Origin of the sequence: Glaciibacter kafniensis (assembly GCF_039538945.1) — a bacterium.
GTDB classification, from domain to species: Bacteria; Actinomycetota; Actinomycetes; order Actinomycetales; family Microbacteriaceae; genus Cryobacterium; species Cryobacterium kafniensis.
Window position 1 is genome coordinate 48297 of the sequence record NZ_BAABCN010000016.1, and the last position, 21044, is coordinate 69340.

Below are 21044 nucleotides of genomic sequence, written 5' to 3' on the forward strand. Positions count from 1 at the left end.
TGTCACGCTACGCCGGAATCAGGCGATCGTGTGCGACAGCGCGAAAGGCTGAGAGGGAGTTCAGACGCGCGGAAGCAGGCGAGGGGCCAGGCACGGCTGTCCGCCCGCAAAGTTCAGGCAACTGCCGAGGAATGCCGGGAACGGATCGGTGACCGATGGTCCGAACCAGGCGGTGTAAAACGTCCAGAAATTGAGGTTGCCCCAGGCGGAGCATCCGTCGCCCTCACTAGCTGCGCTCTTCAACGCTGACCGGTTGGGCTGGTACGGCGTGTAGTTGTAGAGGTTGGCGGTGGCCTGGTTCTGAATCTTCACCACCGACGATCCGCACTCGGCGTTGGGGTTGAATCCGACGTCGACCTGTCCGATCTTGTAGGTGCGGTCTGGCTCCTGCGTGTACTGCCGAAACTGCCACGCGGCGTTGTACACCTGGTTGAAGAAGCCGAAGTATTTGGTGTCACAGTCTGCCGTGTCTGGGCAGCCGTAGCCGGTGGCCCGCAGGTAGCCGGATGCGCTTGGCCGGGTGAGCAGGGACTGCTCTTTCTGCAGCAGAACGAGCAGCACTCGCGGGCTGATCGTGCAGGCCGCGGCGACCTTGGCGATGATGCGGCTGGCCGTCTCGTTGCGGGCGCCCACGTAGTTGGTGCAGTGACCCGGGCCCTCAGCGGGTTGAGAGACGGTGGTCTGGCTGAAGTCGGCGAGGCAGGGGGAGCCATCCTTGGGGCGGCAGTCTTGACCCTCGAGAAAAGCTTGGATGCCGGCTTCGGTCATCGAATCGGGGTTGAAGAAGTCGTAATCGCTGATGATGAGACCTGGGTCGAAATCAGCAGGGTCGGGGGCGGTCGTCTTCGATTTCAGCGGTGTGGCGGCGGTGGTTGTGAGCGTTGCCGCTTGTGTTGCCGCGTGTGCTGCCGCTTGTGCTGCCCCTTGTGCTTGCGCGGCCTGGGCCGGTTGGGCAGCGACGGCCTGGGTCAGCGCTGACCCGCCGATTGCGAGCGCGAGAACCAGACCAATCGCCCGCAGGCGCCGAGGGAATGAAGTGGGGCTTCGCATCAGCAAGACCCTACCGGCCCCACCGCAGAGAGCGCTGGGTGCCGCCCCGACGTTTGCAGAAACCGCACGGGTGAGCGGATGCCGCACAATCGGTGCGGTCTCTCGTGACAGGTGCGCAATCCAGACGGTGTGCGCTGCCGCTTCCGGGCGGCTTCCAGGCCGCTTCCGGGCGGCGGCCGGCTTGCCGACAGCCGGCTTGCCGACAGCCGGCTTGCCGACAGCCGACAGCCGACAGCCGACAGCCGCCCAGCCGCCCGGGCGCCGCTACGGAGTCGGAGTCGGAGCGGGAGTCGGGGTCGGGGTGGCCGTTGACCCGGCGCTCGCTGCCGCTGCCTGCTGCGTCACGAAGGTCTGGAACGCCGTCGCATCGTCGAGCGCGCCGGTGTAGGCGACTCCGTTGACGATCACAGTCGGGGTTCCGTTCACCTTCGGGATGTTCGCGTTCGGCAGCGGACCGGACAGCGCGCGATCGGTTGCGGTGGCCACCCAGGCCGAGAAGGTGCCGTCGGTGATGCAGGTGGCGATCTTCGGATCGGTGGCACCGGCATCCTTCACCAGCGTCGTGAGCTGCGCGTTGGTCAGGCCCTCGGTGTTCTCCTTCGGCTGCTGCGTGAAGAGCGCGGTGTTCACGGCGAGAAAGTTGTTCGGATCGTAGTTGGCGACGCAGGCCGCGGCGTTGGCGGCGCGGGTCGAATACTTGGTGCCTTTCGAACTGGCGTCGAGGATCGAGATCGGGTGCACCTCGAGGGTGGCGTTGCCTGCGGTCAGCCAACTGGTGATCTGGGCCGCGTTGGTGGCTTCGAATTGTCCGCAGAAGGGGCAGAGATAGTCGATATACGTGACGATGTTGACGGTATCGGGAGAGGCCGTCGGGTCGGTGGCGACGGGTGTGGCGTCTGCGGCCAGCGCCGGCGTCGTCACGGCTGTCACCGTGGTGCCGTCGCCGGTGAGCACGATGCCGTCGCTGGCCATGTTGAGCGGGCCGGCCCCGGCCGGCCGCGCGCCGCCCACAATCACGATGGCGATGACCGCCACGATCGCAATCAGGCCGAGGCCGATTCCCCCGCGCCAGGCCCAGCGCACGCGTCGCTCCCGCTTCTGCGCTGCGGCCAATTGAAGTCGGGCTTTCTCCCTGGCCTGGTCGCGGCGGTCTTTCTTGGGGGGAACCGGGTCTCCGTAAATTGAGCTCTTCATTGCCTTGTCCGTTTCGTACGCCAGGGGTTGCCGCCTTGACGTTAAGCGCCGATCCTTTGAGCCGCTTGGCGGTGAGCTGTGTGCATGCTGTGAGGGAGGCGGATGTCCCGTGCGGCGGGATGCGCGGCGGGATGCGCGGCGAGGATGCGCGGCGGGATGCGCGGCGGGATGCGCGGCGGGGATGCGCAGCGGGGATACTGCGAGCGGGGCGGATGCGGCGGTCGGCCTGGTGCGTCGGCATCCGCTCGGCCGCTGTTGCCGCGCCTGGCATGCTGGGCTCATGACTGTGCTGACCGTGGTGATTGCGCCGGACTCGTTCAAGGGAACCGCGCCGGCCCAGAACGCCGCGCGCGCGATTGCCGATGGCTGGGCGTCGGTGCGACCGGCCGACCGGCTGGTTCTGCTGCCGATGGCCGACGGCGGGGAGGGAACGCTCGACGCGTTTGACACGGCAGTGCCGCATGCCAGACGCATGCCCGTCGAGGTGCAGGGGCCCGACAATCAGCCGGTCGCCAGCAGCTGGCTGCTGCTGCCCGACGGCACCGGAGTCGTCGAATTGGCGAACACGAGCGGCCTCACCCTGCTCAACCCGCTGCGCCCGCTCGACGCGCACACCCTCGGCTTCGGCCAGGCGATTGGCGCCGCGCTCGACCATGGCGTTGACCGGCTGCTGCTCGCCCTCGGCGGAAGCGCATCGACCGACGGGGGAGCCGGCGCAATGGCCGCACTTGGGGCGCTGTTCGTCGACGCCACGAACCGGCCGATCCGACTCGGCAATCGCGGGCTCGGGACTCTCGCCAAAGCGGATCTGACCGGGCTGCGTGAGCTCCCTGCTGGGGGAGCCCAGATTCTCTGCGACGTCACGAACCCCCTGCTCGGCCCGAACGGGGCGGCGGCGGTCTTCGGCCCGCAGAAGGGCGCGACCGAGGCGCAGGTGCGGGGGCTCGAATCGAACCTGACTCGGCTCGCGCGGCTGATCCGCGTCGACCCGTCACTGCCCGGCGCCGGAGCAGCGGGCGGAACCGCATTCGGACTCCTGGCCTGGGGCGCCACACTCGCGCCGGGTGCTGCGGCCATCGGGGAGGCGCTCGGTGTGCCGGCGGCGCTCGCCGGGGCATCCGTTCTCATCACCGGCGAGGGGCGCTTCGACGCGCAGTCGGCGGCGGGAAAGGTGCCGTCATATCTGCTTCAGCTGGCGGCGGATGCGGGGGTGCCGGCGATGCTGGTCGCCGGCAGCATCGAGGCTGACACGGCGGCTTTCGCGGTCGCGCAGTCGCTCACGACCATCGCCGGAAGCGGCGCTCTGGCGATGGCCGACCCGCTGCGCTCTCTGCGGGCGGCGGGGGCTGCTCTCGCCCGTGAGGTCGACTCCGCACGCTGAGTGCGGGCGCGAGCCCCTCGCGGAGTCGAAGCAGTCTCGTCGCGACCGCGTCGCCACCGCGTCGCCACCGCGTCGCGACCGCGTGGCGACCGCGGCGCGTGCGCTCAAATGGTCGCCTCTGCGCTGAGCAGCCGACGATTCAAGCGCATGCGCGGCAATTTCTCATGGCAACTCTCGCGAGTGCGGGCAAACGGTCGCTATCCGACGTGTCAGAGCGACCGTTTGCCCGCACTCGCGGAAGGGATTGAGTCGCGGCGACCCCGCCGGAACTCGCTCAGACGAGGCGTTGCGGGAGCCAGGCGGCCTGGCGGGTCCACTGCAGAAACTGGCCGCCCTCGTGGCCGTTGTAAGCGTAGACCTCGATGCCTTTGTCGGGGCTCGCGAGCTGGTTGTAGGCCGCGAAGACGGTGGATGGCAACACGATGGCGTCCATCAGCGCGACCGAGAAGTAGGCCGGGGCGTCGATCCGCCGAGCGAAATTCACTCCGTCGAAGTAGCTGAGCGTGTGGAACGTGGCCTCGACGCGGTCGCGGTGCACCGCGAGGTAGCGCGTGATCTCGGTGAACGGTTGCTCGGGTGTCGCCTCGACCGCTCGGCGAAAGTGGCTGAGAAACGGGACATCGGGCATGACGGCGCGTACTCCGCTCGAGAGAGCCGTCGCCGCGATCGCGATGCCGCCACCCTGGCTTCCACCGGTGAGCGCGATGCGCCCCTCATCGACGAAGTCGAAGGTCTTCACCAGATCGACGAGTCGCACGGCATCGGTGTACAGGCGCCGATAGTAGTACTCAGCCGGATCGTGGATGCCGCGGGTCATGAATCCGGCAACTGCGGGTCCCGAGCCGTGCGGGTCAGGCGTGTCGCCGCCGCTTCCCCAGCCGCTGCCCTGGCCCCTGGTGTCCATGAAGACGTGCACATAACCGCTGGCGGCCCAGTGCAGCTTCTCGCCCGGCAGGCCGCGGCCCCCGTTGTAACCCTGGAACTCGACCACCGTGGGAAGGGGCCCGCTGGCATCCGCTGGGCGCATGACCCAGCCCTTGATCGGTTCACCGCCGAACCCGGAGAAGGTGAGGTCTTCGATCACGATGCCCGTGATCGGTGTCGTCGCCGGGGTGAGCGTGAAACCTGCGTTCGCCCGTCGAGACGCCTCGATCGTCGACGACCAGAATTCATCGAAGTCGGACGGTTCGAGCACGTCGGGGGTGTAGCCGCGGAGCACGTCAAGCGAGAAGTCGGTATTTGCCATTCGACTGTTCTACCACTCGTTTTGAGCGCAGGAGATTCGTTGCCCCCTAGACTGAATTCAGCCACAATCGAATCGATTCGATGGAGAAGACGAGTAGATCTGGCGGTCGACCCCGTGCCGACCTGATTCTTCTCCCGCTGCATGACCCGAGTGATGTGTGGAGCCGAGCGCCCCTGTTCACCCACCATCTCAAGGACATCAGCCACGTGAGCATCATTCACCACCCCGGCGACGCCCTGTCGCGCGGCCAGCGACTTATCTACATCGTCGTTCTCGGGGCGCTCACCGCGCTCGGTCCGTTCACCGTCGACCTCTACTTGCCGGCGTTTCCGACGCTTGAGGCCGACCTCGGCGTCTCGGCCGCGGCCATCCAGCTCACTCTGACCGGAACGATGCTCGGCTTCGGCTTCGGGCAGCTCGTTGTCGGGCCGTGGAGCGACAAGGTCGGTCGTCGCTTGCCGCTGCTGCTCGCGACAGGGTTTCACGTGCTCGCCTGTGTCGGGGCCGCGATGTCGCAGGACATTCTCTGGCTGAGCCTGTTCCGGGTACTGCAGGGCTTCGGTGCTGCGGCCGGCGGCGTCGTCGCGATGGCGATGGTGCGTGACCTGTTCGGCGGCAAGCCGCTGGTCAAGATGCTGTCGCGACTCGCTCTGATCAGTGGGCTTGCACCGGTGATTGCGCCGGTGCTCGGCTCGCAGCTGCTCGTGGTGATGAACTGGCGCGGCATCTTCTGGGTGCTCGCGGCCTACGGCGCGGTCGTCATCCTCGCCGTCTCGTTGTGGATTGTCGAGACTCTCCCCGTTTCTGAGCGTCATGTCGCCGGTCACAGCACGCTCGGGCAGCGCTATCGGGCTGTGCTCTCCGACAAGGTTTTCGTGGGGGTGGCGATCGTCGGGGCGATGACCTTCACCGGATTGTTCTCCTATCTCGCGGCATCCCCCTTTTTATTTCAACAGGGCTATCTGTTCACGCCGCAGCAGTACGGGCTGCTGTTCGCCGTCAACTCACTCGGGGTGATTCTCGGTGTGCAAGCCGGCTCCTATCTGATGCACCGGTTGGATGTCGGACCCCAGTGGATTCTCGTCGTGGCGACCGCCGCGCTCGGCATCACCGCGGTGGCCATCGTCGTGCTGGACCTCGCCGGAGCTGGCCTCTGGGGAACCCTGGTTCCGCTCTGGTTCTTCATCACTGCATGCGGATTCACGTTTCCCTGCACGCAGGTGCTCGCCCTCAACGCTCACGGAAGCGAGGCCGGAACTGCGGCCTCGCTGCTGGGCGCTGCGAACTTCGGCATCGCTGGTCTCATCTCGCCGGTCGTCGGTCTCATCGCCGGCGTGATCGGAGCCGAGAGTGCAGCGGCGATGGGCGTCGTGATGGTCGCCACCTCGGTGGTGGGCATCGTGGTGCTCTGGGTGGTGGTGCGCCCGGCGACGGTGCCGGCGCTCACTCACTAGGAGCTCTGCGAACGACCTTCCCCATCGTGGGGCCACCCACAAGGAGTTGGCGCCGAAGCTCGCTCTGAAGTCGGCGACGCCGAAGGTCACCGGCACCATCGCGACCGGAAAGACGCTGATGGTGGCCACGGGCTCTCGGCTTCGAGAATGGTCATTCGTCACGGTTTGTTGGAGCACACACCGCAATCTGCGTCTTGTCTTCCCCCTTTGGGGGGCACTCGGATTGGGGTTTGCAGAAAGTTTGCAACGACGCAAATATGTAAGCTTCACGGCTGTTCTGCTCGTGTTTCATCATCGAGCCAGGGGAGACCTGTGATTCGTTTTAACCATGCCAAGAAGGCGTTAGCGGCTCTGACCGCCGCGGCCTTATTCGGCTCACTGCTCGCATTCAGTGCGGCCGCACCGGCAAGCGCCGCACCGGACGCACCGAGCGTCGCCTTGACCACGGCAGTGGCCGAGCCGACTGTCGAGCCGACGGTCGAGCCGACTGTCGAGCCGACTGTCGAGCCGACTGTCGAGCCGACGGTCGAGCCGACTGTCGAGCCGACTGTCGAGCCGACGGTCGAGCCGACTGCCAAGCCGACGGTCGCGCCGACCGTCGAGCCGACGGTCGAGCCGACCGCCAAGCCGACCGCCAAGCCGACGGTCGAGCCGACCGTCGAGGCCGCAGAGCCATCGACCGGCGTATCTGCGGCCGCAGCATCACCCCTGGGCGGCGTCACCGGCAAGGTAACCGGGCAGACAGGCGCCACATGGATTTTGATCTCTCCGGAAAACGGTGCGAACTCGATTGGCTCCACCGAGACCGATGCGTCGGGCAACTTCAGCATTAGCGCTGCAGACTTCTTGATCCACGGCCCGGGACGATACACCCTGACTTTTAACGGGAGAAACGGCAACCTCAATGAGTTCTGGGACAACCAGCCCGACAGGGACTCGGCTACCTACTTCTCGGTGCCCGCTACTACACCGCTCAACATGAACGTTGAGATGACGACGGGGTCGACAATTTCGGGCATCATCACGGATGCGGCGGGCGCGGCGATCCCCGGCGCGACGGTCGCCCCCTACCGCAAGAAGGCGGATGGGAGCATTGAGCACCTTCTCATTGACGCAACGACGAACGCGAGCGGTGTGTACTCGTTCACAGGCCTCACGCCTGGTTCGTACTCACTGAAGATCACTGCTCCCTTCTACGCCGACAAGTGGTGGTACGGCGCAGCCACGAGCCCGGAATATGCGACGTATTTTGATGTGCCGTTCGGCACGAAGCACACGAAGAGCATCGCGCTGACCGCCTACTCGAAGATCACGGGCACCGTGACGGATGCCGCAGGCAAGGTCATCTCTGGCGCAGTGGTTGATGTCTTCCCGAAGACCACCGGTTCAACGATCCCCCGCAGCTCCGGCAGTGCTGTGACCACTGCGGCGGGAACCTTCGAAATTTCGGCGCTCGTCGTCGGAAGCTACACCGTCCGCACCTCCAAGGTCGGGTATGTCACCGAGTGGTGGGACAACGCGGCATCCTTCGATCAAGCGGTGTATTTCACGACGTCGAGGCTGGCCGCGACGCAGCGAGCGATCTCCCTCGCCACGGGCGCGAAAATCACGGGAATTGTGACAAATGCAGCAGGCACGGGGGTAGCTGCAACGGTCATCGCTCACCTCAAGGGGGCGGAGAACGCTCCCGGCATCCGGTCGGCGACAGCCGCTACCAATGGCTCATACCAGCTCGATAGCCTCCCAGAGGGAAGCTACACGCTGGAGTTCCGTGCAGCCGGTTACAAGACCCAATGGTGGATCAACACCTCGGAAGCCAAAGCATTCTATTTCCCGGTGGCAGCTGGGGTAACCGTGGTCCGCAAGGATGCCATCCTCATGGACGGTGCGAGCGTCACGGGTATGGTCAGGAACCAGGCCCTGCAAAACATCGAAGGTATTCGGGTTTCGGCCTACCTCAAGTCATCGGGGAGCGCCGAGCCCACTCGTGTGGACTCGACCTACACCCAGGCTGAGGGCTTCTACGCACTGGGTCTGCCCGCCGGAACCTACACGTTGAAATTTGAGAACCTTTCAACGAATATGACGCAGTGGTGGAAGAACTCCCCAACTGTTGGCGCAGCGACGTACTTTGACCTCACGGTCGGCTCCTCGTTGGTCACCATGGATGCCCAGTTGGCGGATCCCGCCACGATCGCCGGCACGGTGAAGAACAGCGCTGGTGCGGCACTCTCCGGAGTCACCGTGACCGCGTCGAGCAAGACGTCCGGTTTGGGCGGAACGACCACGACCGATGCGTCGGGCGCGTATTCCTTCACAGGGCTGTCCGCCGCGAGCTACACACTGCAGTTCAGCGCGACCGGTTACCTGACGAAGTGGTGGGGCGGCGCGGCATCCGCTGTCGGCGCGACGTACTTCGATCTGACTGCGGGCCAGTCGAGCGCGAACAACGCAACTCTGGCCAAGCCAGTGACCATCAAGGGCACGGTGAAGGATGCCACTGGTGTGCTTTCCGGCGTCACGGTGACGGCCACGAGCACGACGGCTGGTGTTGCCGGTGGCACGACGACGACGGCTGCATCGGGTGCCTACTCGATCGCGAACCTCGCCGCGGGCAGCTACACGCTGGCGTTCAGCAAGACCGGTTATATCCCGATGTGGTGGGGCGGCGCGGAAGCTGCTGCCGGCGCGACATACTTCGATCTGGTCGAGGGCGATTCGTCGGTGAACAACGTGGCCCTGGTCAAACCCTCGGCGATCACGGGCACTGTGAAGACGACCGCAGCTGCGGCACTCTCCGGTGTGACGGTGACCGCCTCAAGCACGACGAGCGGTGTGAAGGGTGGCACGACCACGACGGATGCGTCGGGTGCCTACTCGTTCACGGGTCTTGTCGCGGGTAACTACACCCTGACGTTCAGCAAGACCGGTTACTTCACGCCCACGGCGTCGTCGTTCGCTCTGTCCGCTGGTGAGTCGAAGACCAGCAACGCGATTCTGGTCAAGGCTGCGACGATCACGGGTACGGTGACGGACTCCGCAGCTGCGGGCCTCGCCGGTGTCACGGTGACGGCGTCGACCACGACGACCGGTGCGACCGGTGGCACGGCGACGACGGACGCGTCGGGTGCTTACTCGTTCGCGGGTCTTGTTGCCGGTAGCTACACCCTGAAGTTCAGCAAGTCCGGCTACTTCACGCCCACGGCGCCGGAGTTTGCTCTCGCCGAGGGTGAGTCGAAGACGAACAACGTCACTCTGGTCACGGAGGCGACGATCACCGGAACGGTGACGGACTCCGCTGGTGCACTGGCCGGTGTCACGGTGACGGCCTCGAGCACCACGACCGGTGCGACCGGCGGCACGGCGACGACGGATACGTCGGGTGCCTACTCGTTCACGGGTCTTGCTGCCGGCACCTACACCCTGAAGTTCAGCAAGACCGGCTATGTATCGACCACGGCGTCGGAGCTCGCTCTCGTCGCCGGGGAATCGAAGACCAGCGACGTCACTCTGGTCAAGGCGGCGACGATCAAGGGCACGGTGAAGACTGCCGCTGGTGCGGGCGTCGTCGGAGTCACCGTGACCGCGTCGACCACGACGAATGGTGCGAAGGGTGGCACGGCAACGACGGATGCGTCGGGTAAATACTCGATCGAAGGTTTGGTCGCGGGCAGCTACACGCTGGAGTTCAGCAAGACCGGTTACTCTTCAACCTCGGCGTCGGATATCGATCTCGCCGAGGGTGAGTCGACGACCACCAACGCCATTCTGATCAAGCAGGCGACAATCACCGGAACGGTGAAGACCACCGCTGGTTCGGTCCTCGCTGGTGTCACGGTGACGGCGTCGAGCACGACGACTGGTGCGACCGGAGGCTCGACCACGACTGATGCGTCGGGTGCGTACGCGTTCACGGGTCTGGTTGCGGGCAACTACACGCTGACGTTCAGCAAGTCCGGATACTTCACGCCCGCGGCATCGGCGTTCGCTCTGGCCGAGGGGGAGTCGAAGACCACCGACGTCACTCTGGTGAAGACGGCGACGATCGCCGGAACGCTCAAGAACGCCGCGGGAGCGGTTGTCTCGGGTGTCACGGTGACGGCGTCGAGCACAACGACGGGGGCGAAGGGTGGCACGGCGAAGACGGATGCGTCGGGTAAGTACTCGTTCACTGGCCTCGTTGCGGGTAGCTACACGCTGAAGTTCGCCAAGACGGGTTACCTGTCGCAGTGGTGGAGCAAGTCGGCTACGGCTGCGAAGGCGAAGTACTTCACGGTTGCTGAGGGCAAGTCGGTGACGGCGAACGCCGTGCTGGCCAAGCCGGTCACGATCACCGGAACGCTGAAGAACGCCGCTGGTGCGGTTGTCTCGGGTGTCACGGTGACGGCGTCGAGCAAGACCGCCGGGCTGACCGGTGGCACGGTGAAGACGGATGCGAAGGGTAAGTACGCGATCACGGGTCTGACCCCGGGCAGCTACACCCTGAAGTTCGCCAAGACTGCTTACGTAACAGAGTGGTGGAGCAACAAGGCTACGGCTGCCAAGGCGACGTACTTCACGGTTGCTGACGGTAAAACGGCGACGGCGAACGCCGCTCTGGCGAGGCTGACGGTGAAGGCGGCAACGCCGAAGGTGACCGGAACGGTCGCGATCGGCAAGACGCTGAAAGTAACCACGGGCGCCTGGACGTCGGGAACGACGTTTAAGTACCAGTGGTTGGCTAACGGCAAGGCGATCAAGGGGGCGACGAAGTCGACCTTCACGATCACTGCGGCACAGAAGGGCACGACGATCTCGGTGAAGCTCACCGGCTCGAAGGCCAACTACGTGTCCGCGTCGAAGACCTCGGCGAAGACCGCGAAGGTCGCGCGCTAAACCTGACCGAAGCGTGACCCCAACGGGCCGGATGCCGCCACTGGCGACATCCGGCCCGTTGTCGATGACGGTTCCGCTCCGCCGAACTGTGGCAGATGACCACTTTGCCGCCAAAAAATGGTCATCTGTCACAGTTCACGAAAGGTGCGCACCTAGCATGGGGGCATGCATGATGAATACGGGCATGCCCCGGCAATGCACGGCCTGAAACGGATGCCCCGCGCCTGGTTTCTCGCCGCCGGCTTGGTTGCGCTTCTGCTCGCCGTCGCCCTCGGGGCGTTCATCACCGTCGGCAACCACGGGCTGCCGCTGGGGGTCGACGCCGCCTGGATGAACACGCTCCTGGCGGTGCGCACGCCGCTCGGGGTCGACGTCTCGCTCGTGTTCAACGCGGTCGGGGGCGGTCTCATCGCCACCTTCATCGTGCCCATCGCGATTGCCGTTCTGTTCTTGCTGGCGAAACGCCCGTGGACGGCAAGCTACTACCTGATCGCCACCGTGCTCGGCGCCGGCGTCGTGCAGGTGCTCAAGCATCTGTTCGGTCGCGCCCGCCCCGGAGAGATTCTGGTGCACTCCGACTTCGGCTCCTTTCCGTCGGGACATGCGGCGAACGCGGCGGTGATGGCCGCCGTGCTGTTCATCGTTTTTCCACGAATCTGGGTGGGCATCATCGGTGCCGTCTACACCCTGGCAATGATGCTCAGCCGCAACTATCTGGGTGCCCATTGGCTGAGTGACACCGTCGGCGGTCTGCTGATCGGTGTCGGCGTCGCGCTGGTGCTGTGGGCAGCGCTCAGCCCGCGGGTCACGGCCGAATTGTCGAGCGCGCGGGACCAACCCACGCCCGGCATCCGCGCCTGAGTCACAAGCCCGTCCTCTCACCCATTCGACGGAGATATTCGTGTTTTTCGCCTGAATCGGCGCGTTCTGAGCGCAGGAGAGCAAAATCTCCGTCGAATGGGATCAGCACAGGAGGCTGACAGGGGCGGATGCTGCGCGATAGCGTCACAGGATGAAGATTCTTCTCGTTGGGGCCGGCGGAGTCGGCGACGCCATTGCCAAGATCAGCGCGCGGCGCTGGTTCTATGAACTCATCGTCGTCAGCGACTACGACCTGGCGAGGGCAGAACGCACGATCGCCTCCATTCGGGCCCGGCACGGCGACGAGATCGCCAATCGTTTCACCGCGGCGCAGATCGACGCGGGTGACTCAGAGCAGGTGACCGCCCTGGCTCGCGAGCACGAAATCACACACGTGATGAACGCCGTGGAACCGAAGTTCGTGCCGACCATTTTTGCCGGGGCGATCGCTGCCGGGGCCGACTACCTCGACATGGCGATGAGTCTCTCTGAACCGCACCCGACGCATCCGCACACGCAGACCGGCGTCAAACTCGGCGATGACCAGTTCGCTCAGGCTCCCGATTGGGAGACGTCCGGCCGCCTGGCCCTCGTCGGCATGGGGGTCGAGCCGGGGCTTTCCGACGTGTTCGCCCGCTACGCCTCCGATCACCTGTTCAGCGAGATCGACGAGCTGGGCACCCGTGACGGCGCCAATTTGGTGGTGCGCGACGAGAACGGCAACGAGATCTTCGCGCCGTCGTTCAGCATCTGGACGACCATCGAAGAGTGCCTGAACCCACCGGTGATCTTCGAGAAAGACAAGGGCTGGTTCACCACCGAACCGTTCAGCGAGCCGGAGGTATTCGACTTTCCGGGCGGCATCGGGCCGGTCGAGTGTGTCAACGTCGAGCACGAAGAGGTGCTGCTGATGCCGCGCTGGCTGGATGCGAAACGGGTCACCTTCAAATATGGGCTCGGCGGCGAATTCATCGGAGTGTTGAAGACGCTGCACTTGCTCGGCCTCGACAGCGTCAGCCCGGTCAGGGTGCGGAGCGCGGCCGGGCCGGTCGAGGTGGCGCCCCGTGATGTCGTGGCCGCGTCGCTGCCCGACCCGGCCACGATCGGACCGCGCATGACGGGCACCACCTGCGCCGGCGTCTGGGTGACGGGCACCGGATTCGACGGAAAGCCCCGCGAGGTCTACCTCTATCACCTGGCCGACAACGAGTGGACGATGGCCGAATACGATGCCCAGTGCGTCGTCTGGCAGACCGCGCTCAACCCGGTGATCGCCCTCGAGCTGCTGGCGACCGACGTGTGGACCGGCGTCGGCGTGCTCGGCCCGGAAGCCTTCGACGCGAAGCCGTTTCTTGACCTGATGAAGCTGCCGGTGGCCGACGGCGGCTACGGCCAAGAGTGGGGTCTGCAGGACCGCCTGGCGTGACGGTGAAATTAGACCGGCACAGCGCACAGGAGTGGGTCTAGGATTTGCCCCATGACTCCGAGTGACGCTGTGGATCCGGTGGCTTCCGCCCAAGCCGAAGCCGAAGCGGCGCTCGCCGCAGCGTTGAAGGCGCAGGCCGATGCCGAAGCCGCGGTGAAGCGGGCTCAGGATGCCGCGGCTGCGGCCCAGGCGATGGTTGCCGGCGAGCAGGCTGCCGCGATTGCCGCCGCCGAGCATGCCGCGGGGGAGGGCGCAGCTCCGGCTGCTCCGGCCGCCGCGCCGGCTGATGCATCCGCCGCTGCATCCGCTGCTGCATCCGCCGCCGCGCCTGCCGCTCCCGCTTCTGCGGCACCGGCCCACACCCCGCCGATCCCACTCGACGACGCGCACGTCAACGCCATCCGCGCCGGCTACACCTTCGACGCTCCCGCGCTTGAAATGGGGGCGCTCGTCAACGGTGAGGCGCTGCCCGACGTGCCCATTCGCATCCCGTTGGCGATGACCAACCGGCACGGCCTCGTCGCCGGTGCGACCGGAACCGGCAAGACCAAGACCCTGCAAGTGCTCGCCGAGCAGCTCTCGGCGCACGGCGTCGCGGTGTTCGCCGCCGACATCAAGGGCGACCTGTCTGGCATCGCCACGGCCGGTGAGCCGAATGACAAGCTTCTCGCCCGCACCTTAGGGCTCGGCCAGAACTGGGCAGGGGCCGCGAGCCCCACCGAGTATTTCTCGCTCGGCGGGCTCGGTGCCGGCATTCCGATTCGTGCAACGGTCGCCGGCTTCGGCCCGCTGCTGCTCTCGAAGGTGCTCGGGCTCAATCCCACCCAAGAATCAAGCCTCGGGCTCGTCTTTCACTACGCGGATGCCGCGGGGCTTCCGCTGCTCGACCTCACCGACCTGCGGGCCGTGCTCAGTTTTCTGATCAGCGACGAGGGCAAGGGTGAGCTCACCGGGCTCGGCGGGCTGTCGAGCGCCACCGTCGGTGTCATCCTGCGCGAACTGATCACCTTCGCCGATCAGGGCGCCGACGTCTTCTTCGGTGAGCCGGAGATCGACACGGCTGAGTTTCTCAAGGTCACCGCCGACGGCCGCGGAGTGGTCAGCCTGCTCGAGGTGCCAGGTGTGCAAGACAAGCCTGCGCTGTTCTCGACCTTTTTGATGTGGCTTCTCGCCGATCTGTTCAACGATCTGCCGGAGGTCGGCGACCAGGACAAGCCCAAGCTGGTCTTCTTCTTCGACGAGGCGCACCTGCTTTTCAAGGACGCGTCGAAGGATTTCTTGGCGCAAATCACCCAAACCGTGCGTCTCATCCGGTCGAAAGGCGTCGGCATCTTCTTTGTCACGCAGACGCCGAAGGATGTGCCGAGCGAGGTGCTCGCCCAGCTGGGATCCCGGGTGCAGCACCAGTTGCGCGCGTTCACCCCCGACGACGCGAAGGCGTTGCGGGCGACGGTGTCGACCTACCCGAACTCCGGATATGACCTGGAAGAAGTGCTGACGAATCTCGGCACCGGTGAGGCGATCGTCACGGTGATGAACGAGAAGGGAGCGCCGAGCCCGGTCGCCTGGACCCGGTTGCGGGCACCACAAGGATCGATGTCGCCGACTCCGGCCGCCGCGATCGCCGCGACGGTTGCCGCCTCCCCGTTGCTGGCCACATACGGAACAGCGATCGACCGTGATTCGGCGCGTGAGATGCTTGCACGCAAGCTCGAGGCCGCCCATGCAACCGCGGTCGCCGCGCAGCAGAGTCTCGACGCGGCCGCGGCCGCAGCCGAGCTGGAGAAGCAGCAAACAGCTGCTGCCGATCAGCAAGCCAAAGCCGACAAGAAGGCGCAAGCTGAGTACGACCGCCTGCTCAAGCAGACGCAGGGGTCGGCGCGCACGAGCACGACGAGCACGCGCACGAGTTCGAAGGCTCAGGAGTCGGTGCTGGAGCAGGTGCTCGGGTCGCAGATGACGAAGACGATTCTGACCGGAGTCGTTGCCGGAATCTTCGGAACGCGCCGCCGCCGCTAGCGGTCGAGTGAGCGTCGCGGAAAGCGACGTTCGAACCAGTAGAGAAGCTCGGGGCGTGACTCGCCCAATTCCCGCAGGGTCAACGGATCCGGAACGTGAACGATCGGAACCTCGAGGTGCTCTGCGACCGATTCCATGTCTTCGCGCGACCAATACTGACCGCGCATCCGCAGCAAGACGTGGCCGTCGGTGCCGCTGACGAACAGCTGCGGGTGCGTGTCGAGGGTGCCGGACTCGTACAGCTCGAGCAGCATGATGCTGTCGATCGAGTCGGCGGGGATCGACGTCATGCGGCCAAAGAATCCGCGTTCGGCGATGCGTGAGCGACCCACCCAGATGCTCGTGCGGTAGAAGGCAATCATCGCCAGCCCGAACAGAAGCATCACCACGAGCAGGGCGACCACGACGGGCAACCACGTGCCGTTCGGAATGGTGAGCCACAGGATGACCGCGAAAATCGGCGTCAGAAGTAGGAGCAGAGCGACGGTGCTCTGCCGAAAAAGGTGCCCGTGCGGGCGTATGCGGATAACCGCTTCGGGATCATCCCCACTTCGTCTCACGCAATGCCCCCCGACATGTTCTCACCGAGTATGCACCAAAATTCATACGAATGCATGTTTGGGTGGCCTTCCGCCCCGAGTGGGGGGTGGGTGAGCGATACCGAAACGGTAGGCTCTGGGCTGTGAATAGTGAGCCTGTGAATATCGGGCCGGCGGATGTCGTTGCGACAGCGCCGATCGGCACGCGTCTTGTGGTGCGCACCCGCATTCCAGGCGGGTTCACGGATGCGCTGGGCGAGCTGCGGTCTCGCACCGATACCCACTGCACGATCGAGACCAAGCGTGGCCTCGTCGAGGTTGCCCTGGCGGACATCGCGGCGGCGAAAGAGGTGCCGCCACCGCCGGCTCGGCGGGCGCCGCGGCGAGTGGAGGGCGAGTGAGTGACGAGTAACGCCGGCCTTCGGCCGGGCGTTTCATCATTGGCGGAGAATGGGGGACCCCGTCGTTCGGCCTTCGCCCTCGATCCTCCTCGAATCACAATTCCTTATTAACGTTGAAATGCCCGTCCTTCGGACGGGCGTTTCAACGTTGGCGGAGAATGGGGGATTTGAACCCCGGCCGTGGGCTCAGTGCTTGCACCCAACCCATAGAACTACGAAACGCCCGTCCTGAGGACGGGCGTTTCGTAGTTTGGCGGAGAATGGGGGACCCCGTCGCTCGGGCTCCGCCCTCGCTCCTCCTCGAATCACAATTCCTTATTAACGTTGAAATGCCCGTCCTTCGGACGGGCATTTCAACGTTGGCGGAGAATGGGGGATTCGAACCCCCGAGGGCTTGCACCCAACCAACTTTCCAAGCTGGCGCCATAGGCCACTAGGCGAATTCTCCTGACAAGCGAACCCCGAAGGGAACGACCTCAAGAATCCTACCTGGTTCTGGAGCGCCTCGCCGCCGCTTGGCGCGCACAACACTGAGTCGGGCTGTCAGATCGTCGTGATTGAGGCATCCGTTGTTTGAATTCGCTCAGAGATTGGGCGGGATTGTGGCGCCGTGATTTTGGGGGAGGCGAATCCTCACCTAAACTGATGGCTGGCTCCTCGCGTGGTGCCATCCAGGCCAACTCCCCCAGGACGGAAACGTAGCAAGGGTAACCGGGCTCTGGCAGGTGCGCGAGGAGTCTTTATTTTTGCCCGGGCCGCAAAGCGGGTAACCGGGGCTGTGCCAGTGCGCCGAGTGCGCGAGGAGTCTTTATTTTTGCCCGGACTGCATAGCGGGTAACCGGGGCTGTGCCAGTGCGCCGAGACGTGAGCGTCTTCATTTTTTCCCATCTGCGGAGACCCATTCGACGGAGATTTTTGAGTTTTGAATCGGTTTGCGGTCAGATTCAAGGAATTCGGGAGAATTCTCCGTCGAATGGGGACAGTCAGCAACCTGTGAGCTGGCCGTGATTCGCCAGCATTCCAGCCGACCGAGCGGGCTAACGTAGAGCTGTGGCACGAAGCATCTACATCACGTCCGTTGAAGGACACACCGGCAAGTCGACGATCGCGCTCGGAACACTCGACACGCTTTCGCACCAGGTCAAGCGGGTCGGCGTTTTTCGTCCGATCGCCCGTTCGACGGCCGAGCGAGACTATGTCGTCGATCTGCTCATCGGACATGACAGCGTCGACCTCGACTACGACGAGTGCATCGGCGTCACCTACGACGAGGTGCACCTCGACGCGGATGCCGCACTCTCACGCATCGTCGAACGCTACAAAGCCGTCGAAGCGAAGTGTGACGCCGTGGTCATCGTCGGTTCCGACTACACCGACGTCGGCAGCCCGACGGAGCTGGGCTTCAACGCGCGCATCGCCGCCAACCTCGGCGCTCCGGTTCTGCTCGTGCTCGGCGGACGCTCCAGCCAGGTCTCCGGCGAACGCCTCGGCCAGGCCGACCCGCGCAATCCCAGCGAAATGCACGGCATCGCCGATCTCGCCCTGCTCGAACTGCGCGCCGCACACGCCACCTTGCTCGCCATCGTCGCCAACCGTGTCGATGCTGGCGAACTCGACACCGTGCGGTCCTCGATCCTCGCCGCGAAGCCGGATGTGCCGGTCTGGGTAATTCCCGAAGACCCCTACCTGATCGCGCCGAGCATGGAATCGATCATGAAAGCCACCGGAGGGGTGCTGCTCAAGGGCGATCCCGAGCTGCTCGCCCGCGAGGCACTCGGCGTCGTCGTGGCCGGAATGAGCATGGTCAATGTGCTGCCCCGCCTGATTCAGGGAGCGGTGCTGGTCGTGGCCGGCGACCGTACAGAGGTGCTGCTCGCCGCGATGATGGCGCAGACCTCCGGAACCTTCCCGTCGATCGCCGGAATCGTGCTCAACGGCGGCTTCGAACTGCCCGAACCGATCGAACGGCTGCTCGACGGCCTGCCGCAGACACTGCCGATCATCCGCACCGAACTGGGCACCTACGACACGATCGTGGCGATCACCCGCACCCGCGGCAAGCTCGCCGCCGACTCCCAGCGCAAGTACGACGCGGCGCTCGCCCTCTTCGAACAGCACGTCGACGCATCCGCTCTGCTCGACCTACTGAAGCTCAGCCGCACCGACGTCGTCACCCCGTTGATGTTCGAGTTCGGGCTGCTCGAGCGTGCGCGGTCGAACCGCAAGCACATCGTGCTGCCCGAGGGCGGCGACGACCGCATTCTGCGTGCCGCGCACACCCTGCTGGCCCGCGAGGTCGCCGACCTGACGATTCTCGGCGAGACCTTCGAAGTGCGGTCGCGCGCCATCGAGCTCGGCCTCGACCTCTCGAAAGCCGAAGTGCTCTCGCCCCACGACCCGGTGCTCGTGATGCGGTTCGCCGAGGAATACGCCCGGCTGCGCGCGCACAAGGGCGTCACCCTCGAGCAGGCGCGCGAGCAGGTGACGGATGGCTCCTACTTCGGAACGATGATGGTGCACCTCGGCCTCGCCGACGGCATGGTCTCCGGCGCGGTGCACACCACGGCACACACCATCCGCCCCTCGTTCGAGATCATCAAGACCAAGCCCGATGTCAACGTGGTGTCGAGCGTGTTCTTGATGGCACTCCAAGACCGCGTGCTCGTCTACGGGGATTGCGCCGTCATTCCCGACCCCGATGCGGTGCAGCTCGCCGATATCGCCATCTCCTCGACCGAGACGGCTGTGCAGTTCGGCATCGAGCCGCGGGTGGCCATGCTCTCCTACTCCACCGGCGAATCGGGCAGCGGCGTCGACGTCGACAAGGTGCGCGAGGCGACGGCGCTCGTGCGTGCGCGTCGCCCCGATCTGATGGTCGAGGGTCCGATTCAGTACGACGCGGCGACGGATGCCGTCGTGGCCGCCACGAAGCTGCCGAGTTCCGACGTGGCCGGCCGGGCGACGGTGTTCATCTTTCCCGACCTGAACACCGGCAACAACACCTACAAAGCCGTGCAGCGCTCGTCCGGTGCCGTCGCGATCGGACCGGTGCTGCAGGGGTTGCGCAAACCCATCAACGATCTCTCCCGCGGCGCGCTCGTTCAGGACATTGTGAACACCGTGGCGATCACGGCGATCCAGGCGCAGGGCGAGGCGGCGATGGCCGCTCACACGGCCGGGCGGGTTGCGGAGGCGGCAGCTGCGGCTGGCGCGGCCGCTGCGGCTGGCGCTGCTGGCCCTGTCGCTTCGGCCGGCTCGACCGGGGGCATCCGGGCATGAGCGCCGTCTTCGTCGTCAACTCAGGTTCGTCGTCGATCAAGTACCAGCTCATTGACCTGGCGACCGAAAAGGCGACCGTCACTGGCCTAATCGAGCGAATCGGTGAGCCCGGATCCTTCATCGCCAACCATGCAGAGGGCATGCAGGTGGTGCTCGCCAAGCTGGGCGACGTCGACGACCTGATCGCGGTGGGCCACCGCGTCGTGCACGGCGGCAGCGAGTTCGACGGGCCGACACTCATCGACGACGAGGTGGAGCGCGAGATCGAAGCGCTCGCCCGGTTGGCGCCGCTGCACAACCCGGCGAACTTGCTCGGCATCCGTGCGGCCCGACGCGCACTGCCCGATGTACCGCATGTCGCCGTCTTCGACACCGCGTTTCACCAGACCATGTCGCCGGCGGCCTATACCTATGCGATCGACGCCGAGATCGCTCGCGAGTACAAGGTGCGGCGCTACGGTTTTCACGGCACCTCGCACAAATACGTGTCGGAGCAGGCCGCGTTGCAACTCGGCACACCGCTCGCCGACCTGCGCACAATCGTGCTGCACCTCGGCAACGGCGCATCCGTGACGGCGGTCGACGGCGGCATATCAATCGACACATCAATGGGCATGACCCCGTTGCAGGGGTTGGTGATGGGAACGCGTTCGGGTGACATCGACCCGGCTGTGCTCGTGCACCTCAACCGGGCCGCCGGCATGAGCGTGACCGAACTCGACGAGCTACTCAATCGGCGAAGCGGCTTGCTCGGCCTGACCGGCATGGGCGATATGCGCGATGTACAAGACGCCGCGATCAACGGCAACGAGGCCGCCGAGCTGGCACTGCAGGTCTGGCGTCATCGCATCCGGCACTACATCGGTGCCTACTATGCGCAACTGGGCGGGCTCGACGCGCTCGTCTTCACCGCGGGAGTCGGCGAGAACAATGCGCTGCTGCGGCGCCGGGCGTTGGCCGGGCTGGAGCACATGGGCATCATGATCGACAACGATCGCAACGAGCTCGCATCGCGGGCGGCCCGGGTGATTTCGCCGGCGGGGGCGCCGGTCACGGTGATGGTGATTCCGACGAATGAGGAGCTGGAGATTGCGCGGCAGGTGGCGTCGATCGTCTAAGGCGCCCGTCGCATCCGTCGCATCCGTCGCCCCGTCGCATCCGTCGCCTCCGTCGCATCCGTCGCCTCTTCGCATCCGTCGCATCCGGTGCACGTAAGGGAGGAGATTCTGCGACACGCCGAGCTTTGCTGCCTGGGCCGACCCAGGGATTCCGGTCAGTAGTCCTCCGCTATTACTGATTGGATTGCGAATATGGCACGG

13 protein-coding genes, 1 tRNA gene and 1 other RNA gene are annotated in these 21044 nt (G+C 65.3%); 10 read left to right on the forward strand and 5 right to left on the reverse strand.

Going from position 1 to position 21044, the window contains the following annotated elements:
• Positions 1-60: 60 nt before the first annotated feature.
• Positions 61-1050, reverse strand: a complete 990-nt coding sequence (locus tag ABD791_RS18715; protein WP_345069395.1) for a hypothetical protein — start codon at positions 1048-1050, stop codon at positions 61-63.
• 264 nt (positions 1051-1314) lie between these two features.
• Entirely contained in the window at positions 1315-2244 is a 930-nt protein-coding gene (locus ABD791_RS18720) for a DsbA family protein (protein ID WP_345069396.1), read from the reverse strand.
• Between the two features lie 280 nt (positions 2245-2524).
• On the opposite strand from ABD791_RS18720, the gene ABD791_RS18725 reads away from it, so the two are divergent.
• Positions 2525-3625: a glycerate kinase gene (locus tag ABD791_RS18725; protein WP_345069397.1), complete on the forward strand. Its 1101-nt coding sequence runs from the start codon at positions 2525-2527 to the stop codon at positions 3623-3625.
• Positions 3626-3899: 274 nt separating this feature from the next.
• Here the strand turns inward: ABD791_RS18725 and ABD791_RS18730 are convergent, their stop codons facing one another.
• Positions 3900-4871: an acetylxylan esterase gene (locus tag ABD791_RS18730; protein ID WP_345069398.1), complete on the reverse strand. Its 972-nt coding sequence runs from the start codon at positions 4869-4871 to the stop codon at positions 3900-3902.
• 80 nt (positions 4872-4951) lie between these two features.
• Between ABD791_RS18730 and ABD791_RS18735 the strand changes: the two genes are divergently transcribed.
• The 5 genes from ABD791_RS18735 (at position 4952) to ABD791_RS18755 (ending at position 15506) form a co-directional block, all read left to right on the forward strand.
• Positions 4952-6325: a multidrug effflux MFS transporter gene (locus tag ABD791_RS18735; RefSeq protein ID WP_345069399.1), complete on the forward strand. Its 1374-nt coding sequence runs from the start codon at positions 4952-4954 to the stop codon at positions 6323-6325.
• Between the two features lie 312 nt (positions 6326-6637).
• Entirely contained in the window at positions 6638-11200 is a 4563-nt protein-coding gene (locus ABD791_RS18740; RefSeq protein ID WP_345069400.1) for a carboxypeptidase regulatory-like domain-containing protein, read from the forward strand.
• 165 nt (positions 11201-11365) lie between these two features.
• On the forward strand, positions 11366-12061 hold the full coding sequence (locus ABD791_RS18745; RefSeq protein ID WP_345069401.1) for a phosphatase PAP2 family protein: 696 nt from the start codon (positions 11366-11368) through the stop codon (positions 12059-12061).
• Between the two features lie 151 nt (positions 12062-12212).
• Entirely contained in the window at positions 12213-13487 is a 1275-nt protein-coding gene (locus ABD791_RS18750; protein WP_345069402.1) for a saccharopine dehydrogenase family protein, read from the forward strand.
• Positions 13488-13538: 51 nt separating this feature from the next.
• A complete protein-coding gene (locus tag ABD791_RS18755) occupies positions 13539-15506 on the forward strand; it encodes a helicase HerA-like domain-containing protein (RefSeq protein WP_345069403.1) in 1968 nt (655 codons plus the stop codon).
• On the opposite strand, the gene ABD791_RS18760 is transcribed toward ABD791_RS18755, so the two are convergent.
• Complete coding sequence (locus ABD791_RS18760; RefSeq protein ID WP_345069405.1) at positions 15503-16066, reverse strand: hypothetical protein; 564 nt, start codon at positions 16064-16066, stop codon at positions 15503-15505. The genes ABD791_RS18755 and ABD791_RS18760 overlap by 4 nt on opposite strands.
• A gap of 122 nt (positions 16067-16188) precedes the next feature.
• On the opposite strand from ABD791_RS18760, the gene ABD791_RS18765 reads away from it, so the two are divergent.
• A complete protein-coding gene (locus tag ABD791_RS18765) occupies positions 16189-16446 on the forward strand; it encodes a putative acetyltransferase (RefSeq protein WP_345069406.1) in 258 nt (85 codons plus the stop codon).
• A gap of 360 nt (positions 16447-16806) precedes the next feature.
• Here ABD791_RS18765 and ABD791_RS18770 read toward each other — a convergent pair.
• A tRNA-Ser gene (locus ABD791_RS18770) sits at positions 16807-16894 on the reverse strand.
• Between the two features lie 200 nt (positions 16895-17094).
• Here ABD791_RS18770 and ffs point away from each other — a divergent pair.
• From ffs to ABD791_RS18785, 3 genes are all read left to right on the forward strand, one after another.
• An RNA gene (gene ffs / locus ABD791_RS18775) (signal recognition particle sRNA small type) lies at positions 17095-17191 on the forward strand.
• A gap of 305 nt (positions 17192-17496) precedes the next feature.
• Entirely contained in the window at positions 17497-19725 is a 2229-nt protein-coding gene (gene pta, locus ABD791_RS18780; RefSeq protein ID WP_345069407.1) for a phosphate acetyltransferase, read from the forward strand.
• Positions 19722-20843: an acetate/propionate family kinase gene (locus ABD791_RS18785; protein WP_345069408.1), complete on the forward strand. Its 1122-nt coding sequence runs from the start codon at positions 19722-19724 to the stop codon at positions 20841-20843. The genes pta and ABD791_RS18785 overlap by 4 nt, the downstream gene beginning before the upstream one ends.
• The last annotated feature ends 201 nt before the right edge of the window (positions 20844-21044 follow it).